This window comes from Nocardioides houyundeii, from assembly GCF_002865585.1.
Classification (GTDB): domain Bacteria; phylum Actinomycetota; class Actinomycetes; order Propionibacteriales; family Nocardioidaceae; genus Nocardioides; species Nocardioides houyundeii.
In genome coordinates this window covers 95,589-116,624 of record NZ_CP025581.1, presented here as the reverse complement: position 1 = coordinate 116,624, position 21,036 = coordinate 95,589, and the positions used below count along the sequence as shown (strand labels likewise).

The following is a 21,036-nucleotide window of genomic DNA, read 5'->3' as shown; positions in this document are numbered from 1 at the left end:
CAGGACAGCTGAGGTTCAGGACAGCTGAGGTTCAGGACAGGGGCGGGTCCGTCGGCCGGTCAGCCTGAGTCCCGCCCTGGGTCCCGTCCTGGATCTTGGCCTGGGTCTCGTCCTGCGTCTGACCCGTCGGCGGCTCGATCGGGGCGACCGGGTCGCCCAGGCGCCGCCGGGCGGCCAGCTTGTCGAGCCCCTCGAGCAGGCTGTGGCGCACCTTCTCGACCTTGTCGACGTACTGGTTCTTGGTCTGGGAGTTGATCTTGGTGGTGGCCTTCTCGAGCGCCCGGGCGATCTCGTCGCGTCGCTCGTGAGCCAGGCCGCCGGCCTTCTCGACCGCCTCGCCGGCCGTCTTCTCGGTGTCGTCGACGAGCGCCTTGAGCCGGCGCTCCAGCTCGAGCTCGTCGATCTTGGCCTTCAGGTCCTTGGCAAGGGACATCTCTACCTCCTGGAGAGCGGATGCGGGGTCCTGGCGGACTCCGGCTCAAGAGTAGGTTGACCCCACTGACGCGACCCCTCGGTCGCCGTACGCAAGCACCTGAGGAGCACCGTCATGGACCCGCTCGTGGTCGTCCTGACCTTCGCCGCGATCTTCGTGGTGGAGCTGCCGGACAAGACGTTCATCGCGACGCTGGTCATGAGCACCAAGTTCCGTCCGCTCCTGGTGTGGATCGGCGTGGGTCTGGCCTTCGCGGTGCAGACCGGCATCGCCGTGGCGCTGGGATCCGCGGCGTCGTTCCTGCCCACCGACGTGGTCCGCGCCGCCGCCGCGGTGATGTTCCTGCTCGGCGCCCTGCTGCTGTTCCGCGAGGCGCGCAGCCACGCCGAGGCCTCCGGTACCGAGCAGGAGTTCGCGGACAAGGCCGCCGCACGCGGCGAGGTGCACGGGTTCAAGGTCGTCGCCACCTCGTTCATCGTGCTGTTCGCGGCCGAGTGGGGTGACCTCTCCCAGCTGCTCACCCTCTCGCTGGTCGCCAAGTACGACGACCCGCTCTCGGTCTTCCTCGGCGCCTGGGGCGCGCTCCTGGCCGTCTCCGGGCTCGCGGTCATCGTGGGCCGGGTGCTGCTGAGCAAGGTGAGGCTCTCGGTGCTGCACTACGCGGGCGCCACCGTCTGCCTGGTGCTGGCACTGGTCTCGGTCTACGAGCTGGTGGCAGGCTGAGGCGATGACCGAGCAGCAGGAGCTGGTCGTGCGCGCGCTGCTGCGTGAGCGGCTCCTCGACCAGGCGCACCAGGGCGCGCTGCGGCTGGAGGCCGATCGTCGTGACAACGTGGCCCGGGGACTGCTGGGGGAGGCCGCGGCCAAGCTCCTCGATCCGCCGAGCTGGGTGACCGAGGCCAGGGACCGGCTGCTGCTGCCGCTGCCACCCGAGCTGCCGCTGCGCACCGAGCGACTGGTGCTGCGCCGGGTGCAGCTGGACGACGTCGACGACCTGCACTCCTACTACGGCCGTGCGGACGTCTCCGAGCTCCTGCTCAGCGAGCCCATGTCCCGGGACAAGACGGCGGTTGAGATCCGGCGCCGGCTGGGGCTGGCCGGGGACGACCAGGAGCCGCCCCAGGGGCTGGGACTGGTGATGGAGCTGGCGGGCCGGGTCGTGGGCGACGTGGTGCTGATGTTCAAGGCGCCCGAGTACGCCCAGGCCGAGCTGGGCTGGGTGGTCCATCCGGACGTGGCCGGCCAGGGGCTGGCCACCGAGGCGGCCCGCGCGATGCTCCGGCTCGGCTTCGGGCACTACGGCTTCATGCGCCTCACCGCGGAGCTCGACGCGCGCAACGAACGCTCCGCCGCGCTGTGCGAGCGGCTGGGCATGCGCCGCGAGGGCCACTTCCGCCAGGACTACTGGTCAAAGGGCCGGTGGACCGACACTCTGCGCTACGCCCTGCTCGCCGAGGAGTTCTTCGCAGGCGGGGCCGTCTAGAGTCTCGCCATGGCTTCGACAGGCACGCCCAACCCAAGTCCGGCCAAGGGGCACGGGGCCGACACCGAGGTCGGCACCCTGCAGACCGTGATGCTGCACCGTCCCGGCCCCGAGCTGAAGCGGCTCACCCCGCGCAACAACGACAAGCTGCTCTTCGACGGCATCCCCTGGGTCAGCCGGGCGCAGGAGGAGCACGACGCCTTCGCGCAGGCGCTGCGGGACCGGGACGTCGAGGTGCTCTACCTGACCGACCTGCTGGTCGAGACCCTGGCCGACGCCGATGCCCGCGCGCAGGCGATCGAGGGCGTCACCAACACCCTGCACCTGGGCGACACCATGGCCACCTACCTCAGCGCCGCCCTGCACGACCACTCCCCCGACGAGCTGGCGCTCTTCCTGACCGCCGGAGTGCGCAACGACGAGGTGCGCGGCGGGTTCGGCCTGGTGACCTCGCTGCTGGCCAGCGACGACTTCCTGATCGACCCGCTGCCCAACCTGCTCTTCACCCGCGACTCCTCGGTGTGGATCCGGGACCGGGTGGCGATCACCTCGCTCGCCATGCCGGCCCGACGGCGCGAGACCCAGCTGACCGAGCTGATCTACACCCGCCACCCCCGGTTCGCGGGCACGGCCACCATCCACGGCTGGCAGCACGAGAGCGTGGAGGGCGGTGACGTGCTGCTGCTCGCGCCCGGCGTGATCGCCGTCGGCGTCGGCGAGCGGACCACGCCCGCCGGGGTGGAGCGCTTCGCCCGCCACGTCTTCTCCGAGCAGCTGGCGCACACCGTGCTCGCCGTGCCGATCGCGCAGGAGCGCGCCACCATGCACCTGGACACCGTGTGCACCATGGTGGACGTCGACAAGATCGTGATGTACCCGGCCGTCGCCGACACGCTGCAGGCGTACGCCGTGACGCAGGGCGAGCCGGGCCGGCTGCTGGTCGCCGGGGCGGAGCCGTTCCTGGTGGCCGCGGCGAAGGCGATGGAGATCGACACGCTGCACCAGATCGATACCGGGCTGGACCCGGTGACCGCCGAGCGCGAGCAGTGGGACGACGGCAACAACACCCTGGCGCTGGCGCCCCGGGTGGCGGTCGCCTACGAGCGCAACGACGAGACCAACGACCGTCTCGAGGAGGCCGGCATCGAGGTCGTCCGGATCGCCGGCTCCGAGCTCGGCTCGGGTCGCGGCGGGCCGCGCTGCATGAGCTGCCCGATCTCCCGGGCACCGCTGCCGGTCGACTAGTCAGGCGGGCCGGGGGCATACATGATGACCGCCACGCCGACCAGGCACAGCAGCGCGCCGGCGACGTCGTACCGGTCGGGGCGGAAGCCGTCGAGCGCCATCCCCCAGGCGAGCGAGCCCGCCACGAACACCCCGCCGTACGCCGCCAGGATCCGGCCGAAGCTGGCCTCGGGCTGGAAGGTGGCGACGAAGCCGTAGAGGCCGAGCGCCACCACGCCGGCGCCGGCCCACAGCCAACCGCGGTTCTCCCGCACGGCCTGCCAGATGAGCCAGGCACCGCCGATCTCGGCCACCGCGGCGACCACGAAGAGGAGCGCCGAGCGCGTCACGTTCATGGGCACAGCATGACGGACGACCCGCCGAACCCGAGGCCCGACGGCTTCCGCGGGCGACTCGCCGGACGCGTGAAGGTGGGGCAGAAAATGTAGAAGCCCGGCCGTTGTTGACGGGGGATACAACAACGACCGGGCTGTCACAACCTACGCCAGGGAAGGCTGAACAAACAACATCGTGGCGCTCGTTTCCCCCGAAAGTGAGTGATATCTCTGCCTCGCCGGGGACGCGCGTCCGCTCAGCGAATGGTGACCTGGCGATTGGCCAGTCCGGCACGCGCGGAACGCTGCTCCGAGGTGAGGTCGCTGGAGTCCTCCAGCGCCTGCTCGAGGTCGGCGGCGAACTGCGTCACCGGGCCCTCCAGCACCTCGGCGCCGGTCCCGATCGGCAGGTCCCAGACCGGCGCCAGCCGACCGTGCGCGCGGAACATCCCGACCAGCCGCGAGCCCTCGGCGATCGAGTCCTTGCCGGCCGCGTGCAGCCGGGCCAGCGCGGTGAGCAGCCGCTCCTCCTCGTGCGGCATCACCCAGCGCAGGTGCTCCTTGGTGCCGACGTTCGTCCAGTACGCCGCGGTCACGCCCTCGAGGCGGACCGTGGGGTTGGCGGCACCGTTGGCCTGCTCCAGAGCGGCCTCCATCGCGGCGTCCCGCTCGGCCACGTCGTCGAGCCAGTAGCCGAAGCCGTCGTGGACGGTGATCTCCAGGGACTCGTCGGGGATCAGGTCCTGCAGCCGCGCGCCCGGCCCGGGGTCGGTCTGCAGCCCCACGATGCCCGAGCGGCCCTCGTCGGCCTGCGCCAGAGCCGCCTCCAGCACCGCGCCCAGGTCGCGGGCCGGGTCGCCGTAGTTGTGCTGCACCTGCAGGCCCAGCCAGATCTCCCCGGAGTCCCGGACCATCGCGGGGGCTGCCATCGGGAGCAGGGAGCAGAGCCTGACGACGCGGTCCGAGTCCGCCAGCGTCACCGGCGCGGTGGCGGCCGGGACCAGCTCACGCATCGCGATGACGTCGCACTCGCTGGGCATGCCCTCGAAGGGACGGGCCACGTAGGGAGTCGTCGCACCCCAGGACGCGCCGTGGCAGGCCTTGTAGCGCTTGCCGGACCCGCAGGGGCAGGGCTGCCGGGGGCCGACCTCACCCTCCTGGGGAGCTGCGGACGGGGTCTTGGTTCGGGACTTCTTAGCCATGGTGTGGAACCTATACGCCGGTCGCGGTGTCCTCCGAACCCCCGAGCAGCTCCAGCATGTACGCCGGACGGTCGCTGATGACCGCGCTGGCACCCAGCTCCAGGCACAGCTCCAGGTCGGCGGCGTTGTTGACCGTCCACACGTGGAGGTCGCGCTTGCTCGCCACCAGGCGCCGGGCCAGGCCCGGATGCTCGCGCAGCTCCTCGACCCCGGGCCCGACCTTCCAGTCCTCGCCGATCACCCGGCGCAGCATCGGCCAGTGGTGGGCCTTCTCGATCAGCATCACCACGTCCAGCTCCGGGGCCAGCCGCTCGACCCGCTGCAGCGCGCTCCAGGAGAAGCTCATCACCCGGGCCGGCGAGTCCGCCCCGGCCCAGCCGAAGTCCGCCAGCGTCTCCACGAGCCGCCGCTCCACCAGACCGCCGTACCGCACGGGGTGCTTGGTCTCGATCGCCAGCTCCACCCGGTGGTCGTAGTCGCGCACGGTCTCCAGCAGGGAGCGCAGGGTGAGCACCTTGCCCAGGGACGCGTCCACCTCGGGCGCCTCGTCGTCCAGGTCCGCCCACGGGTTCTTCCAGGAGGCGAAGTCGAGGTCGTCGAGATCGGCCAGGTTCATCGTGGAGACGATCCCGCGGGTGGACGCGGTGCGCCGCAGGTCCCGGTCGTGCACGCAGACGAGGTGCCCGTCCGCAGTCAGCCGGACGTCGCACTCCAGGGCCTCGGCGCCCGCGTCCAGGGCGGCCGTGTAGGCGCCCAACGTGTGCTCGGCCTGCTCGTGACTGGCGCCCCGGTGGGCAACGACCTGGGGTCTCACCGCACCTAGTCTGCCCCACCTCGAATCTTTTTCCTCCCCGGTGCATCCAGCCGGCCCCTCCGCACGGAGAAGGGGGAGACAAGCACACCAAGGTGCTGACCATTCTTGAGAGGAACACCCATGAAGCGACTCACCATGAGCCTGGTGGCCCTGGCCACGTCCGCGACGGTCATCGGCGGCGCCCTTCCGGCGCAGGCCCAGTCACAGGCACAGGCGCCGAAGGAGAAGGAGAAGAGCCTCGTCCAGGTGCTCACCTCCGACGGCAACAGGTTCGACAAGAACAAGGCCGACTTCGACATCCTCACCGAGGCTGCGCTGGCCATCGTGGCCGCCAAGCCCGACTCCCCCGTCGCGCTGCTCGCCGACGGCAGCGTCAAGCTGACCGCCTTCGCCCCGACCGACCAGGCCTTCCGCCTGCTCGCCAAGGACCTGACCGGCAAGACGATCCGCAACGAGGAGAAGCTCTTCACCGCGCTCGTCGACCTCGCCGGTGTGGACACCATCGAGACCGTGCTGCTCTACCACGTGGTCCCGGGCTCGACCCTGAACAGCAAGAAGGTGCTGAAGTCCAACAACGCCCGGCTGACCACCGCCCAGGGCGGCAAGGTCAAGGTCAAGATCGGCAAGAACCACGAGGGCCCCGTCGTCCGGCTGGTCGACAAGGACCGTGACGCCAAGGACCCGAAGGCGATCCTCGGCGCCCTGGACATCAACAAGGGCAACAAGCAGATCGCCCACGGCATCGACCGGGTGCTCCGTCCGATCAACCTCTGAGACACGCTGAGCAGAGTGAGATCGACCAGTCTCGTCCGCTAGCTCTCACGCGCTGAGGCTCGGCGGACGACGGTGGTGGGCCGACGGCCCCCCGCGGCCCACCACCACCTGGTCCGACCCGACCCGCAACTCGCCCGTCAGGCCGCACGTCGCCTGTAACGTGGCGCCGTGATCCCCACCGATGGCAACGAGTCCTCGGTGCTCGTGCTCTCAGCACGGCTCCGCGACGGCGACCAGGACGCCCTGGCCGAGATCTTCCGCCGCTGGTCCACCCTGGTGCACTCCATCTCCGCACGCTCCCTGGGCAACCACCACGAGGCCGAGGACATCACCCAGCAGGTGTTCGTCTCGGCCTGGCGTGGTCGACACACGTTGACCCCGAGCCACCATGCCTTCCCGGCCTGGCTCGTGGGCATCACCCGGCACCGCATCTCCGACCGGCTGGCCGAACGGGCGAAGGACGCCAGACGTGCCGCTGCGGTCGCCGCGTCCGAGTCCCCCGGCCGCGACGCCGGCCAGGCGTCCGACGACCACGTCATCGAGCGGCTGGTGGTGGGACAGAAGCTCAACGACCTGCCGGACCCACGTCGTACGATTCTGAGACTGGCGTTCCACGAGGACCTGACTCACGACCAGATCGCCCAGCGTCTCGGCCTCCCGCTGGGCACGGTCAAGAGCCACGTACGTCGTGGCCTGCAACAGCTGTCGAAGACCCTGGAGGAGGTGCGCGGTGCCACACGTTGACGACCAGGTCATCGCCGCGCTCGCCCTCGGTGACGCCGACGACCTGCCGCCCGCCGAGGTCGAGGCGGCCCAGGTCCACCTGCTGACCTGCGAGGCGTGCCGCGACTCCCTGGCGCAGCTGCGCGAGACCTTCGACCTCGTCCGCGCCTCCGCGGACGACGTCGGGGTCGCTCCTCCCGAACACGTCTGGGCCGCGATCTCCGCCGAGATCGCCCGGGAGACCGAGGTCCCTGAGGGCTCGGCCCAGCTGCTCACCGCGACGCCCGAGGCCCCCCAGTCCGAGGCACCCTCTGCCGACTCACCCAGGCCCGCCACCGGCACGACCGGCACCACTGGCACTCCGGCCAGCGAGGTCGTCAGCCTGGACCGGCGCCGGCGCTCGGTGCCCGCCTGGCTCGCCGCCACCGCTGCCGTGGTGACCCTGACGGTCGGGCTGGGCGGCGGGATGATCCTGGCGAACGGCTCGGACGACGAGACGCCCCCGGCGGCGTCCGTGGTCGGCACCGCCGAGCTGGCCTCCCTGGACGACGGGGCAGCTGCCCGCGGCCAGGCCCAGGTACGCCGGCACGACGACCGCGTGGTGCTGCACGTGGAGGCGCAGGAGCTCGGTGACCCCGACGGCATCCGCGAGGTCTGGTTGATAAACCTCGACGGCAGCCGGATGGTCTCGCTCGGGCTCCTGGCACGCGGCGAGGCGGGGGACTTCGAGTTCCCCGAGGAGCTGCTGGACGAGGGCTACCGCATCGTCGACATCTCCGCCGAGCCCGACGATGGCGACCCGGTGCACTCCGGAGAGAGCCTGGCGCGCGGCACCCTGGAGGGCTGAGGCCCGCAGCGAGCTGCTCGGGGGTGTGAAGCTCAGGCCGTGAAGCTCAAGCCGAGGTGCTCCGGGGTCCCCGACTGGACCCGGTTCCAGGCTGCCAGCACCTGGTCGAACATCAGGTCGCACAGCAGCCGGTCGGTGTCGGTGCGACTCTGGGGGAAGAAGTAGGTGTCCACCGGACGCCCCTGGTCCTCGGTCACCACCCGGAACGCGTGGAACACCGCCACCCGGCTCGGCTGCTCGACCGCGGCGAGGTCGGTGAGCGCGAGGGCGAACTCCATCCCCTCGGGGACGCGGGGGTCCACGGCACGCCAGATCACCTGGTGGGAGGTGACGAACAGGGTCCCGGTGAAGTCCTGGGTGCCCTGCACGCAGCGCAGGTGGGCCATGTGGATCGGCGACTCCGCGGCGGCCATCACCGGCTGCGCCATCTGCCAGTAGGGCCCGGAGGAGACCAAGTCGGAGGTACGCATGGACGGGAGGCTACGCGCGCCAGGCGGTGCTCCCACCCAGAATGCGCGGACCTTTACCTAACGACCAGCCGCTCCGGAGAGCGGGCCCCGACGGGCGGCGACCACCGCGTCCGCCAGCGCGAACGCGTGCCCCCACAGGGTCTCCTCGTCCCTGCGGCGGTGGGGGTAGTAGACGAGGAACCAGCCGTCGACGTACTCGGCGTTGCAGGAGATGTCGGCGTCGGTGAGCAGCGCGACCACCGACTCGTCGAAGAGGGCGGTGGCACGCTCGTCGGTGCGCGAGCCGCCCATGCGCAGCGAGTGCGGCCGGCCCTCGAAGGCGTCCGGTCCGCGCCGCCGGACCCCACGCAACGCCACGCGGCGCCCGGAGAGGAACGTCATCGCGGGAAGGTCGAGGCCAAGGTGCACCGCGAGGTAGCGAGTCGTGGTCGTGTTGGGCCGGCTCCCGCCACTGGCGCGCGAGTAGATGCCCATCTGGGCCGGGCAGCCGCCGGCATCCCACGACACCCGGTCCGACGTGCTGGCGTGGGACCCGGACCGGAGCAGCCCGGGGAGCCGGGCTGCCTTGGCCCGCACGCGGAACTCGAAGCCGTTGGCTCGGGCGAACGAGGCCAGTCGTACGGTGTTGCGCCAGGACCGATGCGTGGCCGCGGCGACGAGCAACCCGACCACCAGGCCGATCCCGGCACTCACCCCGAGGGCAGCCAGACCGACGCCGAGATCCGACCGGTCGGTCAGCATCACCGCCCCGCTGACGAAGACCAGCAATCCCCCGACCAGGCCGCCGACGAACGCGCCCAGCCTGGCCGGGGAGGTCGCGGTGTGGGCGTCCTTCCCGTGGTCACCGCGGGCCACCTCCTGGCGCAGGAGCTCGACCTCCTCGACGGTCGGCCTGCGCCCCAGCGGTGTGTAGTCCACGGGCACCGCCGACTCCCCAGATGCGCTCATTCCGCTCTCCTCCCCCGTGCGCCGGAGGGCGTTCGCCAGCCCGGCTCAGCACAACCTAGGCGGTTTCGGTGCGGCTGTCCCGATCGACCGTGCAGGTCGGATCAGGCGTGCTCGCGCAGGTAGCGCCCGAAGTGCGGCACCGTGAAGGCGATCCGCCCGCGCTCGCCGGAGTAGATCAGGCCCTTCTTGAGCAGCGCGTCGCGTGCCGGGGAGAGGGACTGCGGCTTCTTGCCCAGCTCGGCGGCCACCTCGGCGGTCGGCACCGACCCCACGTCGTCGAGGGTCTCGCTCGGCTCCTGACCCGCGGCACGCTCGGCCGCCACGCGTTCGGCGATCGCCACCGCGCAGTCCGCCATCGCGCGCAGGTACTCGCGCTCGCCCGGCGTGGCGCGCTCGTACCGGGACCCGAAGAACCCGACCGCCAGCTCCGCCTCGGCCTCGGGGGCGGCCACCGCCACGTCGTGCTCGGTGATCGGCGAGGTGGGCGCCAGGTCCCACACCGCCTTGCCGTAGGCCTGGATGAAGTAGGGGTAGCCACCGGTCGCGACGTACATCTGCTCCAGCGCGGCCACGGTGAAGCACGCGTCCTCGTCCTCGGCCGGGTTGCTCAGCGCGCGGTCGGCCGCCTCCCGGGCCAGCCGGTCGATCCGCTGGTAGCGGAAGAGCCGCTCGGAGTAGGACTTGCTGGCCGAGAGCACCGCGGGCAGGTGGGGCAGCCCTGCCCCGACCACGATCACCGGCAGCCCGCTCTGGCTCATCTCGTGGCACGCCGCGCACAGGGCTGAGACGTCGTCGGGCCCCAGGTCCTGCATCTCGTCGATGAAGATCGCCACGCCCTTGCCGACATCCGCGGCCAGGCCGCCGAGATCGGTGAAGAGCTCGACCAGGTCGATCTCGATGTCGCCGGAGTCCGCCCGACCCCGGACGGCCGGGGCGTCGATGCCCGGGTTCCACTGGTCCTTGAGCTTGGCGTTGACCCCGGCGTCGCGCTGGGCGAAGGCACGGACCACGCCCAGCACGTGGTCGGCGTCCTCGGGGCGGGGGTGGCTCAGCTCCCGCACCGCCTGGTGCAGGGCGCTGGACAGCGGCCGGCGCAGCCCCTGGTCGGGCCGGGCCTCGAGCTTGCCGGTGCCCCAGTGCTTGCGGACCGCGGCCGAGCGCAGCGCGTTGAGCAGCACGGTCTTGCCCACCCCCCGCAGCCCGGTGAGCACCAGGGAGCGCTCGGGCCGTCCCGCCGCCACCCGCTCGAGCACCACGTCGAAGGCCCGCAGCTGCTCGTCGCGGCCCGCGAGCTCGGGAGGGCGCTGACCGGCGCCGGGGGCGTAAGGGTTGCGAATGGGGTCCACGATGAGAAGGTATCCGGCAATCTAGCCCGATGCCTAGATTGGGCAAGCGAGTCCTCGAACCCTGGTCGCCCGATCCCTCCCATGCTCTACTGAACTGTCCGGTGACCTCCTCGCCCGGACGCCGGCACTAGCGGGGTCGTGAACGTGAACTACTGGATCAGTCTTCTCTTCCGCGCGATCCCGCTCGCCATGATGGGCGTCTGCGTCGGGCTCGGGCTCTACGTCTGGAACGCCGAGGACACCCCGGGCAACTTCGTGGCAGGCCGCGTGGTCACCTTCCTGGGCGCCATCTGCCTGTGCCTGTTCTGCACGGCGGCCACCATCATCAGGCAGCTGATCAAGCGCTTCAACGCCCTCGACCGGGTGCTCTACCCCACGCTGGGCTACCTCACCGCCATCGGCACCGCGGCGTACGGCGTCTGGCTCTTCGCGGGCGCCCCGAGCGCCGGGCTCAACGAGGAGTACGTCGCCGGGCACGTGGTGTTCAGCCTGGGCCTGATCAGCGGGTGCGTGGCCACCGTCGCCACGGCGTCGACGAAGTTCTCGCTGATCCCGGCGAACTCGGCGAGGCCGGAGGGGGACCACCAGCCGCCTGACGGCGCCTTCGGGCGGTCCGCGGTGCTGGTGCTCAGCGCCATCCCGGTGCTGCTCGCGGCGGCGGCCTGGGTCGTGGTGATCGTGAACCTGGTGCAGGCCACGACCCCGGGACGCTTCACCGTGGCGCACGTGGTGGCCGGGGTGGCGATGATCTGCACCTGCCTGATCGGTCTGGTGCTCAGCATCCTGCGGCAGGTGCAGAACGCCTACACCGCTCGGGACCGGATGATCTGGCCCTGGCTGACGATCGCGATGGGCACCATCAGCATGGTCTGGGGGATCGTGCTGCTCGTCCTGGACCGCCAGCCCTACTACCAGACCCCCGGCTTCGTGATGATCGGCCTGGGACTCGTCTGCTTCAGCATCCTCAGCAAGATCGGACTGCTCGCGCTGGTGTGGCGCCGTACCTTCGCCTTGGCCAACCGGGTGCCGCTGATCCCGGTGCTCACCGCACTGTCCTGCCTGTTCCTCTCCTCGTTCGTCTTCCAGGCCGCGATCAGCGACAGCAACGTGTTCATCGCCGCGCACGTGCTGGCCGGCCTGGGCGCCATCTGCTTCTCGCTCTACTCGATCGTGAGCATCTTGGAGAGCGGGACCTCCTCCCAGGAGAGCGGCTAGCCGCCCCACCCCGGTCCTACACTCACCACATGCCCGAGCTGCCCGAGGTCGAGGCTCTCGCCCAGGACCTCGACCGCCGACTCCGAGACCGGCCGATCACCCGCGTCGACCTCACGGCGTTCAACGCCCTGAAGACCTTCGACCCGCCGCTGACGGCCCTGCACGGCACCCTGGTGGAGCGGGTGGGACGGCACGGCAAGTTCCTCGACATCGAGGCCTCCGGCCTGCACCTGGTGATCCACCTGGCTCGCGCCGGCTGGATCCGGTGGCGCGAGGAGGTGCCCGCGCTGCCGGCCAAGCCCAATGCCAAGAACCCCCTCGCGCTGCGCATCCACCTCGACGAGGACGAGGCCGGTCACACCGCCGGCCTGGACGTCACCGAGGCGGGCACCAAGAAGAGCCTGGCGGTCTACGTCGTGCGGGATCCTGCCGACGTCGAGGGCATCGCCCGGCTCGGACCCGATCCGCTCGCCGACGACTTCACGCCCGAGCGGCTGCGCGAGATCCTCACCGCCGCCGGGCGCGCCCAGCTCAAGGGCGTGATGCGCCACCAGGGGACCATCGCCGGGATCGGCAACGCCTACTCCGACGAGATCCTGCACGCCGCCCGAATGTCCCCCTTCAAGCCCGCCAGCAGCCTGGACGACGACGAGCTGATGGTGCTGCACGACGCCATCCGGATCACCCTCGGTGACGCGGTGACCCGCAGCAGCGGGCTCGCGGCCGCCGAGCTGAAGGGCGAGAAGAAGTCGCACCTCGCGGTGCACGGCCGGACCGGGCAGCCGTGCCCCGTCTGCGGCGACACGGTGCGCGAGGTGAGCTTCGCCGACTCCAGCCTGCAGTACTGCGCGACCTGTCAGACCGGCGGCAAGCCGTTGGCCGACCGCCGGATGTCCAAGCTGCTGAAGTGAGGGCTCAGTCTGTCGGATCGCTGGGCTGGTCCGTGGGACCGGAGGAGGCCGAGAGGCACTCGGAGTCGTTGTAGGCGAAGAACTCCTCCACCTCGGCCACCTGCTTGCCCGACAGGCCGGCCTCCAGGGCCACCACCTCGGACTGGTTGGCGTCGTCGCGCACCTGGCCGATCAGGTCGACCCAGATGTCGTGGCCCGCCTTCGCGTCCTCGGTCATGTCCTCGGGAGCGCCGATCTCCTCCAGGTCCTCGCCCCAGCCCTTCAGGGTGGCGACCACCTCGGCGTCGGAGGCGTCCGAGCCGTGACTGGCGCGCTCGGAGAAGAACGACTGGTACGCCGAGCAGTGGCGCTCCTTGGTCGTCGGCTCCGGCGTGTCGTCCTCGGACTCCCCGCACCCCAGGGCCAGCCCGCCGACCAGCAGCAGACCCACCGCCCCCGCGACATACCTCATGGAGCAAAGAGTGCCCCATCGGGGTCGACCTCCGCAGCGCCACCCCCCGGAAATGGGACAGCTCTCACTCTCCCGGTCCCGCCGAGCGGCCCATGAGCGGGCCTGCGTCGCCGTCGAAGGCGCGGGGCAGGGGCACCGCGAGCGCCTCGGTGAGCCGGGCGGCGTACTCGCGGCGCGTCAGCTCGACCACCCCGAGCGAGGCCAGGTGGTCGGTGCGCCACTGCACGTCGAGCAGCCGACAGTCCGCGTGCTCGTCCCGCAGCAGCGAGACCAGGCCCAGCAGCGCCACCTTCGAGGCGTCGGTGGCCCGGTGGAACATCGACTCGCCGGCGAAGAGGCCGCCGATCGCGACGCCGTACAGCCCGCCTACCAGCTCCCCGTCCCGCCACGCCTCGACGGAGTGCGCCCAGCCGAGCTCGTGCAGCTGCTGGTAGCCCGCGACGACGCCCTCGTCGATCCAGCCGTCCGGGCGGCGGGGGTCGCCGCAGGCCGCGATCACCTCGTCGAAGGCGGTGTCCACCCGGATCTCCATGGTGCGCGCGGAGCGCCGCAACGATCGGGAGACCACCATCGCCTCCAGCGGGAGGACGGCCCGGCGGACCGGGAAGAACCAGTACGGCGGGGTGTGCGCGTCGCCGGAGGGCATCGGGAACAGCCCGCGTCGGTAGGCGGCCAGCAGCGTGCCGGGTCGCAGGTCGGCACCGATCGCCACCAGATCGTCGGCGGGGTCCAGGTCAGCCAGGTCGTCGAAGCCCCACGACGAGGCTGGAGGTTCCACGGGCACTCCGTCACGGTATCCCCCCTTCCCACCCGCCCCCTAGGCTGGCCGCATGGGTCTCACTTCGTCCTTCGGGCGCCAGCTCGCCCCCAAGATCGGCCAGCTCGCACCCAACGTCACCTCGCGAGCGGTGCTGGAGGCGTTCAACCGCGCGGTCGACGGCATCGGCCCGCTGCCGGCCGCCGCCGCGGCCGCGGAGAAGCAGCTGGCCGAGCAGAAGGGCAACGTCGAGCGCGCCATCCACGAGGTGATCGAGAACAACGTCCGGCTGGCCGGTGGCCAGGGGTTCGCCACCAACCTCGGCGGCCTGGTCACCCTCGCGGTGGCCCTCCCGGCCAACATCACGGGTCTGGCGCTGATCCAGTGCCGGATGATCGCCGGGATCGCCCATCTCAAGGGCCACGACCTCGACAACCCGCGGGTGCGCAACGCGGTGCTGGCCACCATGCTGGGCGAGGAGCAGGTCAACGGCCTGATCAAGAACAAGAAGCTGCCCGGCACCCCGATGGCGATGGCCACCGCCCCGGTCCTCGACGAGACGCTGGCAGTCGTGCTGGCCGGTGAGGTCGCGACGTTCCTGATCTCCAAGGTCGCCGGCAAGCGGCTCGCCACCATGGTCGGACGCCGGATCCCCGTCGTCGGTGGCGTGGTGGGTGCCGGCGCCGACGGCTACTCCACCTGGCGGGCGGGGCGCTACGCCGACCGCGAGCTCCTGCCGCGCAGCCGGCGATAGACCGTCAGCGCCGCCCGGCCCGACCCGGTGTGCTCCAGGCCGTGCACCAGCTTCTCCCGCAGCCGGTACGTCGGTCGCAGGTAGGAGCGCTCCAGCGCGGCGCGGGTGTGGTCGAGCTCGGAGGCCAGGTGCGCCTCGGCGGCCCGCAGCCGCGCGGCCTCCAGCAGCAGGGCGCCGATGGCGTCGACCGCGGCGTCGGCCACCTCGGCCTCCTCCGGCCGATCCGGGTCCGACCAGCTGTCTGAGGCGGGCGCGCCGACCAGGTCGGCGAGGTCGCCCACCACGTCGTACCCCCGGTCCTCGATCTCGGCGATCCAGGTCGCGGAGACCTCCTGGGCCCAGGCGTGCAGCGTCGGGGGCAGGCGGAGCCGGTCCGAGCGCCGGCGCCGCGAGAGCGTCTGGTGGGCCAGCAGCTCGCGGACCAGCGGACGGTAGTCCGCCGGCTCGACCTCCTTCACCACGCGCCGGTTGATCCGCCGCACCAGGGCCGTCTCGGGCACCCCCAGCGACGGGTTGGCCCGCTCGGCGGTCAGGTCCAGGTCGAGCCCGTCGAGGCCGAAGGCCCGGCTGAACCGCTGCCACAGCTCGTCCCGGGGGGCACCCGGTGCCGGCACCGTGACCAGGTGGATGCGCTCGGGCGGGATGTCGGCGCCCCACCGGTTGATGATGTCGGGGATCTCCTGCACCCCCCAGAACCAGGTGCCGATCCGGCTGTCGCGCTCCGGGTCGCTGATCTGCTGGAGGAACTTCTCGTAGCTGATCACGCTGCGGTGCTTGACGTTCTCCTGCCACTCGGCGGGGATCTGCCGCACCAGGTCCCGGACCGAGAGCACCAGGTGCACCTCGACGTCGCTGCCCGCGAGCCCGTCGGGCCCGGCGCCGGTCAGCGAGGTGAGCGCCCGGTCGACCTGCATCCGGGAGGCGGTGGCGAGGATCTCGTGGCTGATGATCGAGGTGCCCGGCCAGGCGCGCACCTGCTCCGCGAGCCGGTCCCAGGCGCCCACGGCCTCGAGCTCGAGACCGCCCCAGTTGAGCTTCATCAGGTCCAGCGCCGCCAGGAAGTGGGCGTCGAACCGGTCCGCCGGGTAGGAGATGTGGTGCTCGGCGAGCCGCTGCCGGTTGCGGAAGAGCACGTCCTGCAGGTGCGAGGTGCCGGTCTTGGGGGTTCCGACGTGCACCAGGATCCGCTTGCGCGCACCCGGACCTGTCGGGCCCGCCCCGGTCGAGCCTGTCACCGCTGTTCCCTCCAGCCGCCCAGCAGCATCTGCATCGCCAGGGAGAGTACGCCGTCTCCGGCGTCCGGCCCCGTGACGGGTCCCGTGACGGGTCCCGTGACGGGTCCCGTGACGAGCGCCGCAGCGGGCAGCACCGGGTGGCCGGCGCGCGCCAGCTGCCGCGCCATCCGACGGGCGCGGCGCTCCACCCAGTCGCGGCGCTCGTCGGGGACCGCGGGCAGGCCCGCGTCCAGGGTCCACTGCGGCAGTCGCGGCAGCAGGCCGTCGACCAGCAGCTCGGTGCGCCGGGCCGGGGTGACCATCAGCCCGAGCACCGCGGCCAGCCGGCGGGCCAGCTCGGCGGCGGCCAGGCCGGGCCGCGGCGGCACCTGGAGCCGTCGTACGCCGAGCAGGTCCGGCAGCAGCGCGGGGTCGGTCACCACGTGCACGGGGCCGGGGCCGCGGCGTTCGGTCCAGGTGCGGGCGATCCGCGGCAGGTCGACCCGCGGCGGGACCTGGCCGCGCTGGTGCCAGGTCTCCACCCACTCCGGCCACGACCCGATCGCGTGGTCGAAGCAGCGGGCGGTCCAGGCGTCGGCGAGCATCCGGTCCAGGTCGGTGCCGACGATGACGATCAGTCCGCCGGGCCGGGGACCGCGGCCCCGGGCCACCAGCTCGCGGCGCAGGGGGTCGCTGATCAGGGGATCGCCGACCAGCCGGTAGCGGCGCCGCCAGGGCCGGGGCAACGCGTCGGGCCGCCGCGGCACCGGGCCGAGGGCGACCAGGTCCTGGGCCAGCAGGTAGCCGGCGACGCGGAGCAGCTCCTCCTCGTCCAGGGTCGAGGGGTCCACCGGTCGCGCTCCGAAGCGGGAGTCGCGGGCGGCGCCGACGAGCTCGAGGTCGGGTCGGCCGCGGCCCGGCGCGCTGGCCTCCAGCACCCGGCGGGCCAGGGTGGCCGGCACGGTGTGGCCGGGGGCGAGGCCGGCGCTGGTCTCGTTGAGGCGGCGCAGCAGCTCCAGCTGCTGGGCGCCGGGCACCACCCGGCCCAGCGGGGCCCCGGGCCGGGTCCACTGCGCCCACTCGGTGCTGCCGCCGTCCAGCAGGTGCCGCACCCAGCCCCAGGCCCGGTCGAGACCGGTCACCGCACCGGCCCAGGGGTCCTGGGGAGCGCTGTCGGCGCCGAGGCTGCTCATCGGCTGCGGAGCTGCTGGGCCCTGTCGCGGACCACGCGGGTCAGGCCGCCGGGCTCGGCGCGGGAGGCGGCCTCGCGGGTCATCGCGGCGAGCGCGTCCATCGCCGCGGAGAGCTGGGGCCGGGCCCGCACCTTGTCCGGGTCGGTCCAGGGGGTGTCCGGGGCCGGGCGCCGGGGGCGCAGGTCGGCGACGTCGCCGACCACGTTCACGCCGCTGCCCTGGATCCAGTCGATCCACAGCTCGGCCTGGTCCTCCGCCCAGTCGTAGTGCTCGGGAGGCAGCGTCACCGGCACCGAGGGCCGGTTGACGAGCTCGCCCTCGGCGAGCATCTCCCGGATTAGGGCGTCGTACGTCGCCTCCCGGCGCACGCCCAGCTCCAGGCGACGGTTGAGCTTGCGGATCAGCATGGTCTCGGCGACGCCCAGCGAGGGGTTGGACCGCTCGCTGTCCAGCGGCGCCCAGGACGGGTCGATGCCGAACGCGGTGGAGAAGCGCTGCCAGAGCAGGTTGCCGGCGCGGTCGTGCGGGACGGTGACGACGTGCACCTGCTCCGGCGGCAGCTTGGCGGCCCAGTTGTTGAGCACCTGGGGCAGGTCCAACGCCTTGCGGAACCAGGTCTCGCCGCGCTCCACCTTGGTCAGGAAGCGCTTGAAGCTCCACTTGCGGCCCTGCTTGATGCTCTCCTGCCAGGCGGCGGGCAGCTGGCGTCCCAGGTCGCGCGCGGAGTACACGATGTGCACCTCGCAGCCGGCCAGGTCGTTCATCACCTTGGCGATCTTGTCCGCCGGCGCGGGCGCGAGGATCTCGTGGCTGATCACCACGGGGCCCGAGGCGCGGCGTACCCGGCGGACCATGGCGTCCCAGGCGCCGTTGGCGTGCCCGGGAGCCCCGCCCCAGTCCTGCTCGAGCAGGTCGAGCGCGGCACGGAAGTGGAACAGGTCCGCGGGGACGAACCGGTTCTTGGTGGGGATGGTGACCCCGTGCTCGGCCAGCGTCGAGACGTTGCGGGCCAACCTGTCCTGCAGGTAGGTGGTGCCCGTCTTGGGGGCACCGATGTGCAGGTAGACGACCCGACTCATGCCGGGGATTGTGCCAGTCTCATGGCGCTGGGTCTCATTCCTGTGAGTGTGCCAGTGCCCGCACCACCGCGGACGGGCTGGGGCGCCCCAGGTGCTCGGCCATCCACACGCTGGTCGCCACCACCGCGTTCAGGTCGACCCCGGTCTCGATGCCGAGGCCGTGCAGCATCCAGACCAGGTCCTCGGTGGCCAGGTTGCCGGTGGCGCTCTTGGCGTAGGGACAGCCGCCCAGGCCGCCGGCGCTGGCGTCGAAGGTGGTGATCCCCTCCTGGAGCGCCGAGAAGGCGTTGGCCAGCGCCTGGCCGTAGGTGTCGTGGAAGTGCATGGCGAGCTGGTCCACCGACATCCCGGCCGCCACGAACGCCGCGACCAGCTCCTTGACGTGGCCGGCGGTGCCGACCCCGATGGTGTCGCCCAGGCTCAGCTGGCTGGCGCCGAGGTCGAACAGGCGCTTGCCCACCGAGACGACCTGGTCGACCGGGACCGAGCCCTCCCACGGGTCCCCGAAGCACATCGAGACGTAGGCCCGCACGTCCAGGCCGGCGTCGCGGGCCCGGCGCACGGTCGGCTCGAACATCGCGAACTGGTCCTCCAGGCCGCGGTTGAGGTTCTTGCGGGCGAAGGTCTCGGTGGCGGAGCCGAAGACCGCGATGTGCTTGAGCCCCAGCTCGAGCGCCCGGTCCAGGCCGCGCTCGTTGGGCACCAGCACCGGCAGGTCCCGGGCCGACTCCCCCAGCTGGTCACCGAGCAGCCCCATCAGGTCGGCGGCGTCGGCGAGCTGCGGGACCCACCTGGGGTGCACGAAGCTGGTCGCCTCGACGACCGGCAGGCCGGCGGCGAGCAGGCGGGTGACGAACTCGGCCTTCACCGCGGTCGGGACCACGGTCTTCTCGTTCTGCAGGCCGTCGCGGGGGCCGACCTCGTAGATGGTGACCCGTTCGGCGCTCATGCCGCCGCCTCCACCACGAACAGTCGCGCACCCAGGGCCACCTGGGCTCCGGCGACGGCGAGCACCTCGGCGACCACGCCGTCGAAGGGCGCTTTCAGGGCCAGCTCCATCTTCATGGCCTCCATCATGCCCAGCGCCTCGCCGGCGACCACCTGCTGGCCGGCGACCACCTTGACCTCCAGCACGGTGCCGGGCATCGGGGCCAGGATCGTGCCGTCACCTGCGGCGACCGCCTGGTCGGCGAACACGTCGGGCCGCTCGAAGACGTGGCGCTGACCCTGGTGGACCACCTCGACCCGGTGCCGGTCGGCGTTGACGACCGCGCGGTGCCGGACGTCGTCGATGTCGAGCACCACCTCGTGGTCGGCCATCCGGAGCTCGGCGACCCGGTGGACGCCGTCGACCAGGCCTGCGGCGCGCTCCACCGCGACCGGGCGGTCCAGCTCGACGAGGACCGGTGCCGGACCGGCGGCGAGCCGCCAGCTGTCCGGGGCGAACGGGTGCGGCGCGCCGGCGGTCAGCCGGGTCACGGCCACGTCGGTCCACGCCGCGATCACCCGGGCGACGTCGTCGGCCGGCGCCGGGACCTCGGGACCGGGGATGGCGACCCGGTCCAGCCACGCGGTGTCGATCCGGGCCTCCGCGAACTCCTCGCGGGCCACCAGGGTGCGCAGGAAGCCGGTGTTGGTGGTCAGGCCGAGCACAGCGGTCCGGTCCAGCGCGTCGACCAGGGCACGGCGGGCCGACTCCCGGTCGGGCCCGTGCGCGATCACCTTGCCGAGCATCGGGTCGTAGGAGGTGCTGACCACGCTGCCACTCTCCAACGAGTGGTCGACCCGGACGTGGTTGCCGGACGGCCAGCGCACGATGGAGGCGGTGCCCGCCTGCGGCAGGAACCCGCCGAAGGAGTCCTCGGCGTAGACCCGGGCCTCGATCGCGTGGCCGGACAGCGTCAGGTCGTCCTGGGCGAACGGCAGCACGCCGCCGGCGGCCACCTCCAGCTGCAGGCGCACCAGGTCGACCGGCGCACCGCCGGCGCGGACCACCAGCTCGGTGACCGGGTGCTCGACCTGGAGGCGGGTGTTCATCTCCAGGAAGTAGGCCTGGCCGGAGTCGTTGTCGAGCAGGAACTCCACCGTCCCGGCGCCGGTGTAGCCGACGTGCGCCGCCAGCGCCACCGCGGCGGAGGTGATGCGCTCACGGGTCTCGGCGCTGATGGTGGGCGCCGGGGCCTCCTCCAGCACCTTCTGGTGGCGGCGCTGGGTGGAGCAGTCGCGCTCGAAGAGGTGCACCACGTGGCCGTGGGAGTCGCCGAGCACCTGCACCTCGACGTGACGCCCGGACTCGACGTACTTCTCCACCAGCAGGGTGTCGTCGCCGAACGAGGAGGCTGCCTCACGGGCCGCGGCGGCCAGCGCGGCGTCGTACTCCTCGGCGCTGCGGACCACGCGCATGCCCTTGCCGCCGCCGCCGGCGGCCGCCTTGACCAGCACCGGGTAGGCGAACGAGGCGGGGTCGTCGTCCACGGCGTACGACGGGACCACCGGGACGCCGGCGGCCACCGCCAGGTCGCGGGCCCGGTCCTTGCGCCCCATCTGGTCCATCACCTCGGCGGTGGGCCCGACCAGGGTGATCCCGGCGTCGGCCAGGGCGCGGGCGAGCTCGGCGCGCTCGGAGAGGAAGCCGTAGCCGGGGTGCACCGCGTCGGCCCCGGACCGTACGGCGGCCTCGACGACGGCGGGGATGTCGAGATAGCTGGAGACCGGGAGCGCCGCGTCCGCCTCGCGCACGTGCAGCGCGGAGCGGTCGAGGTCGGTGTGGATGGCGACGCTGCGGATGCCGAGGTCGCGGCAGGTGCGGATCACCCGCAGCGCGATCTCGCCGCGGTTGGCGATCAGGAGGGTTCTCATGCCC

At 72.1% G+C, this 21,036-nt stretch carries 23 protein-coding genes; 9 read left to right on the top strand and 14 right to left on the bottom strand.

Annotated features, from left to right (window positions below; translation table 11 throughout):
- Window positions 1-31 precede the first annotated feature (31 nt).
- Window positions 32-433, bottom strand: coding sequence for an Rv0909 family putative TA system antitoxin (locus C0R66_RS00590; RefSeq protein WP_101523045.1), 402 nt, complete (start codon window positions 431-433; stop codon window positions 32-34).
- Window positions 434-547: 114 nt separating this feature from the next.
- Between C0R66_RS00590 and C0R66_RS00585 the strand changes: the two genes are divergently transcribed.
- From C0R66_RS00585 to C0R66_RS00575, 3 genes are read left to right on the top strand one after another with little or no spacing between them, the layout of a single operon-like run.
- Complete coding sequence (locus tag C0R66_RS00585) at window positions 548-1,156, top strand: TMEM165/GDT1 family protein (RefSeq protein WP_101523044.1); 609 nt, start codon at window positions 548-550, stop codon at window positions 1,154-1,156.
- Between the two features lie 4 nt (window positions 1,157-1,160).
- The gene (locus tag C0R66_RS00580) at window positions 1,161-1,916 is read left to right on the top strand and encodes a GNAT family N-acetyltransferase (protein ID WP_101523043.1); all 756 of its coding nucleotides are present in this window, start codon (window positions 1,161-1,163) and stop codon (window positions 1,914-1,916) included.
- A 9-nt stretch (window positions 1,917-1,925) separates the two neighbouring features.
- On the top strand, window positions 1,926-3,161 hold the full coding sequence (locus tag C0R66_RS00575) for an arginine deiminase (RefSeq protein ID WP_101523042.1): 1,236 nt from the start codon (window positions 1,926-1,928) through the stop codon (window positions 3,159-3,161).
- Here the strand turns inward: C0R66_RS00575 and C0R66_RS00570 are convergent.
- The 3 genes from C0R66_RS00570 to C0R66_RS00560 form a co-directional block, all read right to left on the bottom strand.
- A complete protein-coding gene (locus C0R66_RS00570) occupies window positions 3,158-3,496 on the bottom strand; it encodes a YnfA family protein (RefSeq protein ID WP_101523041.1) in 339 nt (112 codons plus the stop codon). The genes C0R66_RS00575 and C0R66_RS00570 overlap by 4 nt on opposite strands.
- Window positions 3,497-3,732: 236 nt before the next feature.
- Complete coding sequence (locus C0R66_RS00565) at window positions 3,733-4,677, bottom strand: DUF5926 family protein (protein WP_101523040.1); 945 nt, start codon at window positions 4,675-4,677, stop codon at window positions 3,733-3,735.
- 10 nt (window positions 4,678-4,687) lie between these two features.
- Complete coding sequence (locus C0R66_RS00560; RefSeq protein WP_101523039.1) at window positions 4,688-5,491, bottom strand: glycerophosphodiester phosphodiesterase family protein; 804 nt, start codon at window positions 5,489-5,491, stop codon at window positions 4,688-4,690.
- A gap of 120 nt (window positions 5,492-5,611) precedes the next feature.
- Between C0R66_RS00560 and C0R66_RS00555 the strand changes: the two genes are divergently transcribed.
- The 3 genes from C0R66_RS00555 (at window position 5,612) to C0R66_RS00545 (ending at window position 7,835) form a co-directional block, all read left to right on the top strand.
- Complete coding sequence (locus tag C0R66_RS00555) at window positions 5,612-6,265, top strand: fasciclin domain-containing protein (RefSeq protein WP_101523038.1); 654 nt, start codon at window positions 5,612-5,614, stop codon at window positions 6,263-6,265.
- A gap of 168 nt (window positions 6,266-6,433) precedes the next feature.
- Entirely contained in the window at window positions 6,434-7,009 is a 576-nt protein-coding gene (locus tag C0R66_RS00550; protein ID WP_199286749.1) for an RNA polymerase sigma factor, read from the top strand.
- Window positions 6,996-7,835 (top strand): anti-sigma factor, encoded by an 840-nt coding sequence (locus C0R66_RS00545; RefSeq protein WP_158647805.1) that lies wholly within the window; start codon window positions 6,996-6,998, stop codon window positions 7,833-7,835. The genes C0R66_RS00550 and C0R66_RS00545 overlap by 14 nt, the downstream gene beginning before the upstream one ends.
- 32 nt (window positions 7,836-7,867) lie before the next feature.
- Here C0R66_RS00545 and C0R66_RS00540 read toward each other — a convergent pair whose 3' ends face one another.
- The 3 genes from C0R66_RS00540 to C0R66_RS00530 all read right to left on the bottom strand — a co-directional run bounded on the left by C0R66_RS00540 (window position 7,868) and on the right by C0R66_RS00530 (window position 10,599).
- On the bottom strand, window positions 7,868-8,305 hold the full coding sequence (locus tag C0R66_RS00540) for a hypothetical protein (protein ID WP_101523036.1): 438 nt from the start codon (window positions 8,303-8,305) through the stop codon (window positions 7,868-7,870).
- A 57-nt stretch (window positions 8,306-8,362) separates the two neighbouring features.
- On the bottom strand, window positions 8,363-9,253 hold the full coding sequence (locus C0R66_RS00535; RefSeq protein ID WP_158647804.1) for a hypothetical protein: 891 nt from the start codon (window positions 9,251-9,253) through the stop codon (window positions 8,363-8,365).
- Between the two features lie 101 nt (window positions 9,254-9,354).
- Window positions 9,355-10,599, bottom strand: a complete 1,245-nt coding sequence (locus tag C0R66_RS00530) for an ATP-binding protein (RefSeq protein WP_101523034.1) — start codon at window positions 10,597-10,599, stop codon at window positions 9,355-9,357.
- 138 nt (window positions 10,600-10,737) lie between these two features.
- Between C0R66_RS00530 and C0R66_RS00525 the strand changes: the two genes are divergently transcribed.
- Window positions 10,738-11,814, top strand: a complete 1,077-nt coding sequence (locus tag C0R66_RS00525) for a DUF2776 family protein (protein WP_199286748.1) — start codon at window positions 10,738-10,740, stop codon at window positions 11,812-11,814.
- A gap of 29 nt (window positions 11,815-11,843) precedes the next feature.
- Window positions 11,844-12,725 carry an Fpg/Nei family DNA glycosylase gene (locus C0R66_RS00520; RefSeq protein WP_101523033.1) on the top strand — a complete coding sequence of 294 codons (882 nt, stop codon included), beginning with the start codon at window positions 11,844-11,846 and terminating at the stop codon, window positions 12,723-12,725.
- Window positions 12,726-12,729: 4 nt separating this feature from the next.
- Here the strand turns inward: C0R66_RS00520 and C0R66_RS00515 are convergent, their stop codons facing one another.
- On the bottom strand, window positions 12,730-13,176 hold the full coding sequence (locus tag C0R66_RS00515; protein ID WP_158647803.1) for a hypothetical protein: 447 nt from the start codon (window positions 13,174-13,176) through the stop codon (window positions 12,730-12,732).
- Window positions 13,177-13,240: 64 nt separating this feature from the next.
- Window positions 13,241-13,954, bottom strand: a complete 714-nt coding sequence (gene aat, locus C0R66_RS00510) for a leucyl/phenylalanyl-tRNA--protein transferase (protein ID WP_241901523.1) — start codon at window positions 13,952-13,954, stop codon at window positions 13,241-13,243.
- A 52-nt stretch (window positions 13,955-14,006) separates the two neighbouring features.
- On the opposite strand from aat, the gene C0R66_RS00505 reads away from it, so the two are divergent.
- Complete coding sequence (locus C0R66_RS00505) at window positions 14,007-14,687, top strand: EcsC family protein (RefSeq protein ID WP_101523030.1); 681 nt, start codon at window positions 14,007-14,009, stop codon at window positions 14,685-14,687.
- On the opposite strand, the gene C0R66_RS00500 is transcribed toward C0R66_RS00505, so the two are convergent.
- From C0R66_RS00500 to C0R66_RS00480, 5 genes are read right to left on the bottom strand one after another with little or no spacing between them, the layout of a single operon-like run.
- Window positions 14,648-15,922, bottom strand: coding sequence for a hypothetical protein (locus C0R66_RS00500; RefSeq protein WP_241901522.1), 1,275 nt, complete (start codon window positions 15,920-15,922; stop codon window positions 14,648-14,650). The genes C0R66_RS00505 and C0R66_RS00500 overlap by 40 nt on opposite strands.
- A complete protein-coding gene (locus tag C0R66_RS00495; protein ID WP_101523029.1) occupies window positions 15,919-17,094 on the bottom strand; it encodes a hypothetical protein in 1,176 nt (391 codons plus the stop codon). The genes C0R66_RS00500 and C0R66_RS00495 overlap by 4 nt, the downstream gene beginning before the upstream one ends.
- Window positions 17,091-18,173, bottom strand: coding sequence for a hypothetical protein (locus C0R66_RS00490; protein ID WP_101523028.1), 1,083 nt, complete (start codon window positions 18,171-18,173; stop codon window positions 17,091-17,093). Before C0R66_RS00490 ends, C0R66_RS00495 begins: the two co-directional genes overlap by 4 nt.
- A gap of 34 nt (window positions 18,174-18,207) precedes the next feature.
- Window positions 18,208-19,122, bottom strand: coding sequence for a hydroxymethylglutaryl-CoA lyase (locus C0R66_RS00485; RefSeq protein WP_101523027.1), 915 nt, complete (start codon window positions 19,120-19,122; stop codon window positions 18,208-18,210).
- Window positions 19,119-21,032: an acetyl/propionyl/methylcrotonyl-CoA carboxylase subunit alpha gene (locus tag C0R66_RS00480; protein ID WP_241901521.1), complete on the bottom strand. Its 1,914-nt coding sequence runs from the start codon at window positions 21,030-21,032 to the stop codon at window positions 19,119-19,121. The genes C0R66_RS00485 and C0R66_RS00480 overlap by 4 nt, the downstream gene beginning before the upstream one ends.
- Window positions 21,033-21,036: the final 4 nt, after the last annotated feature.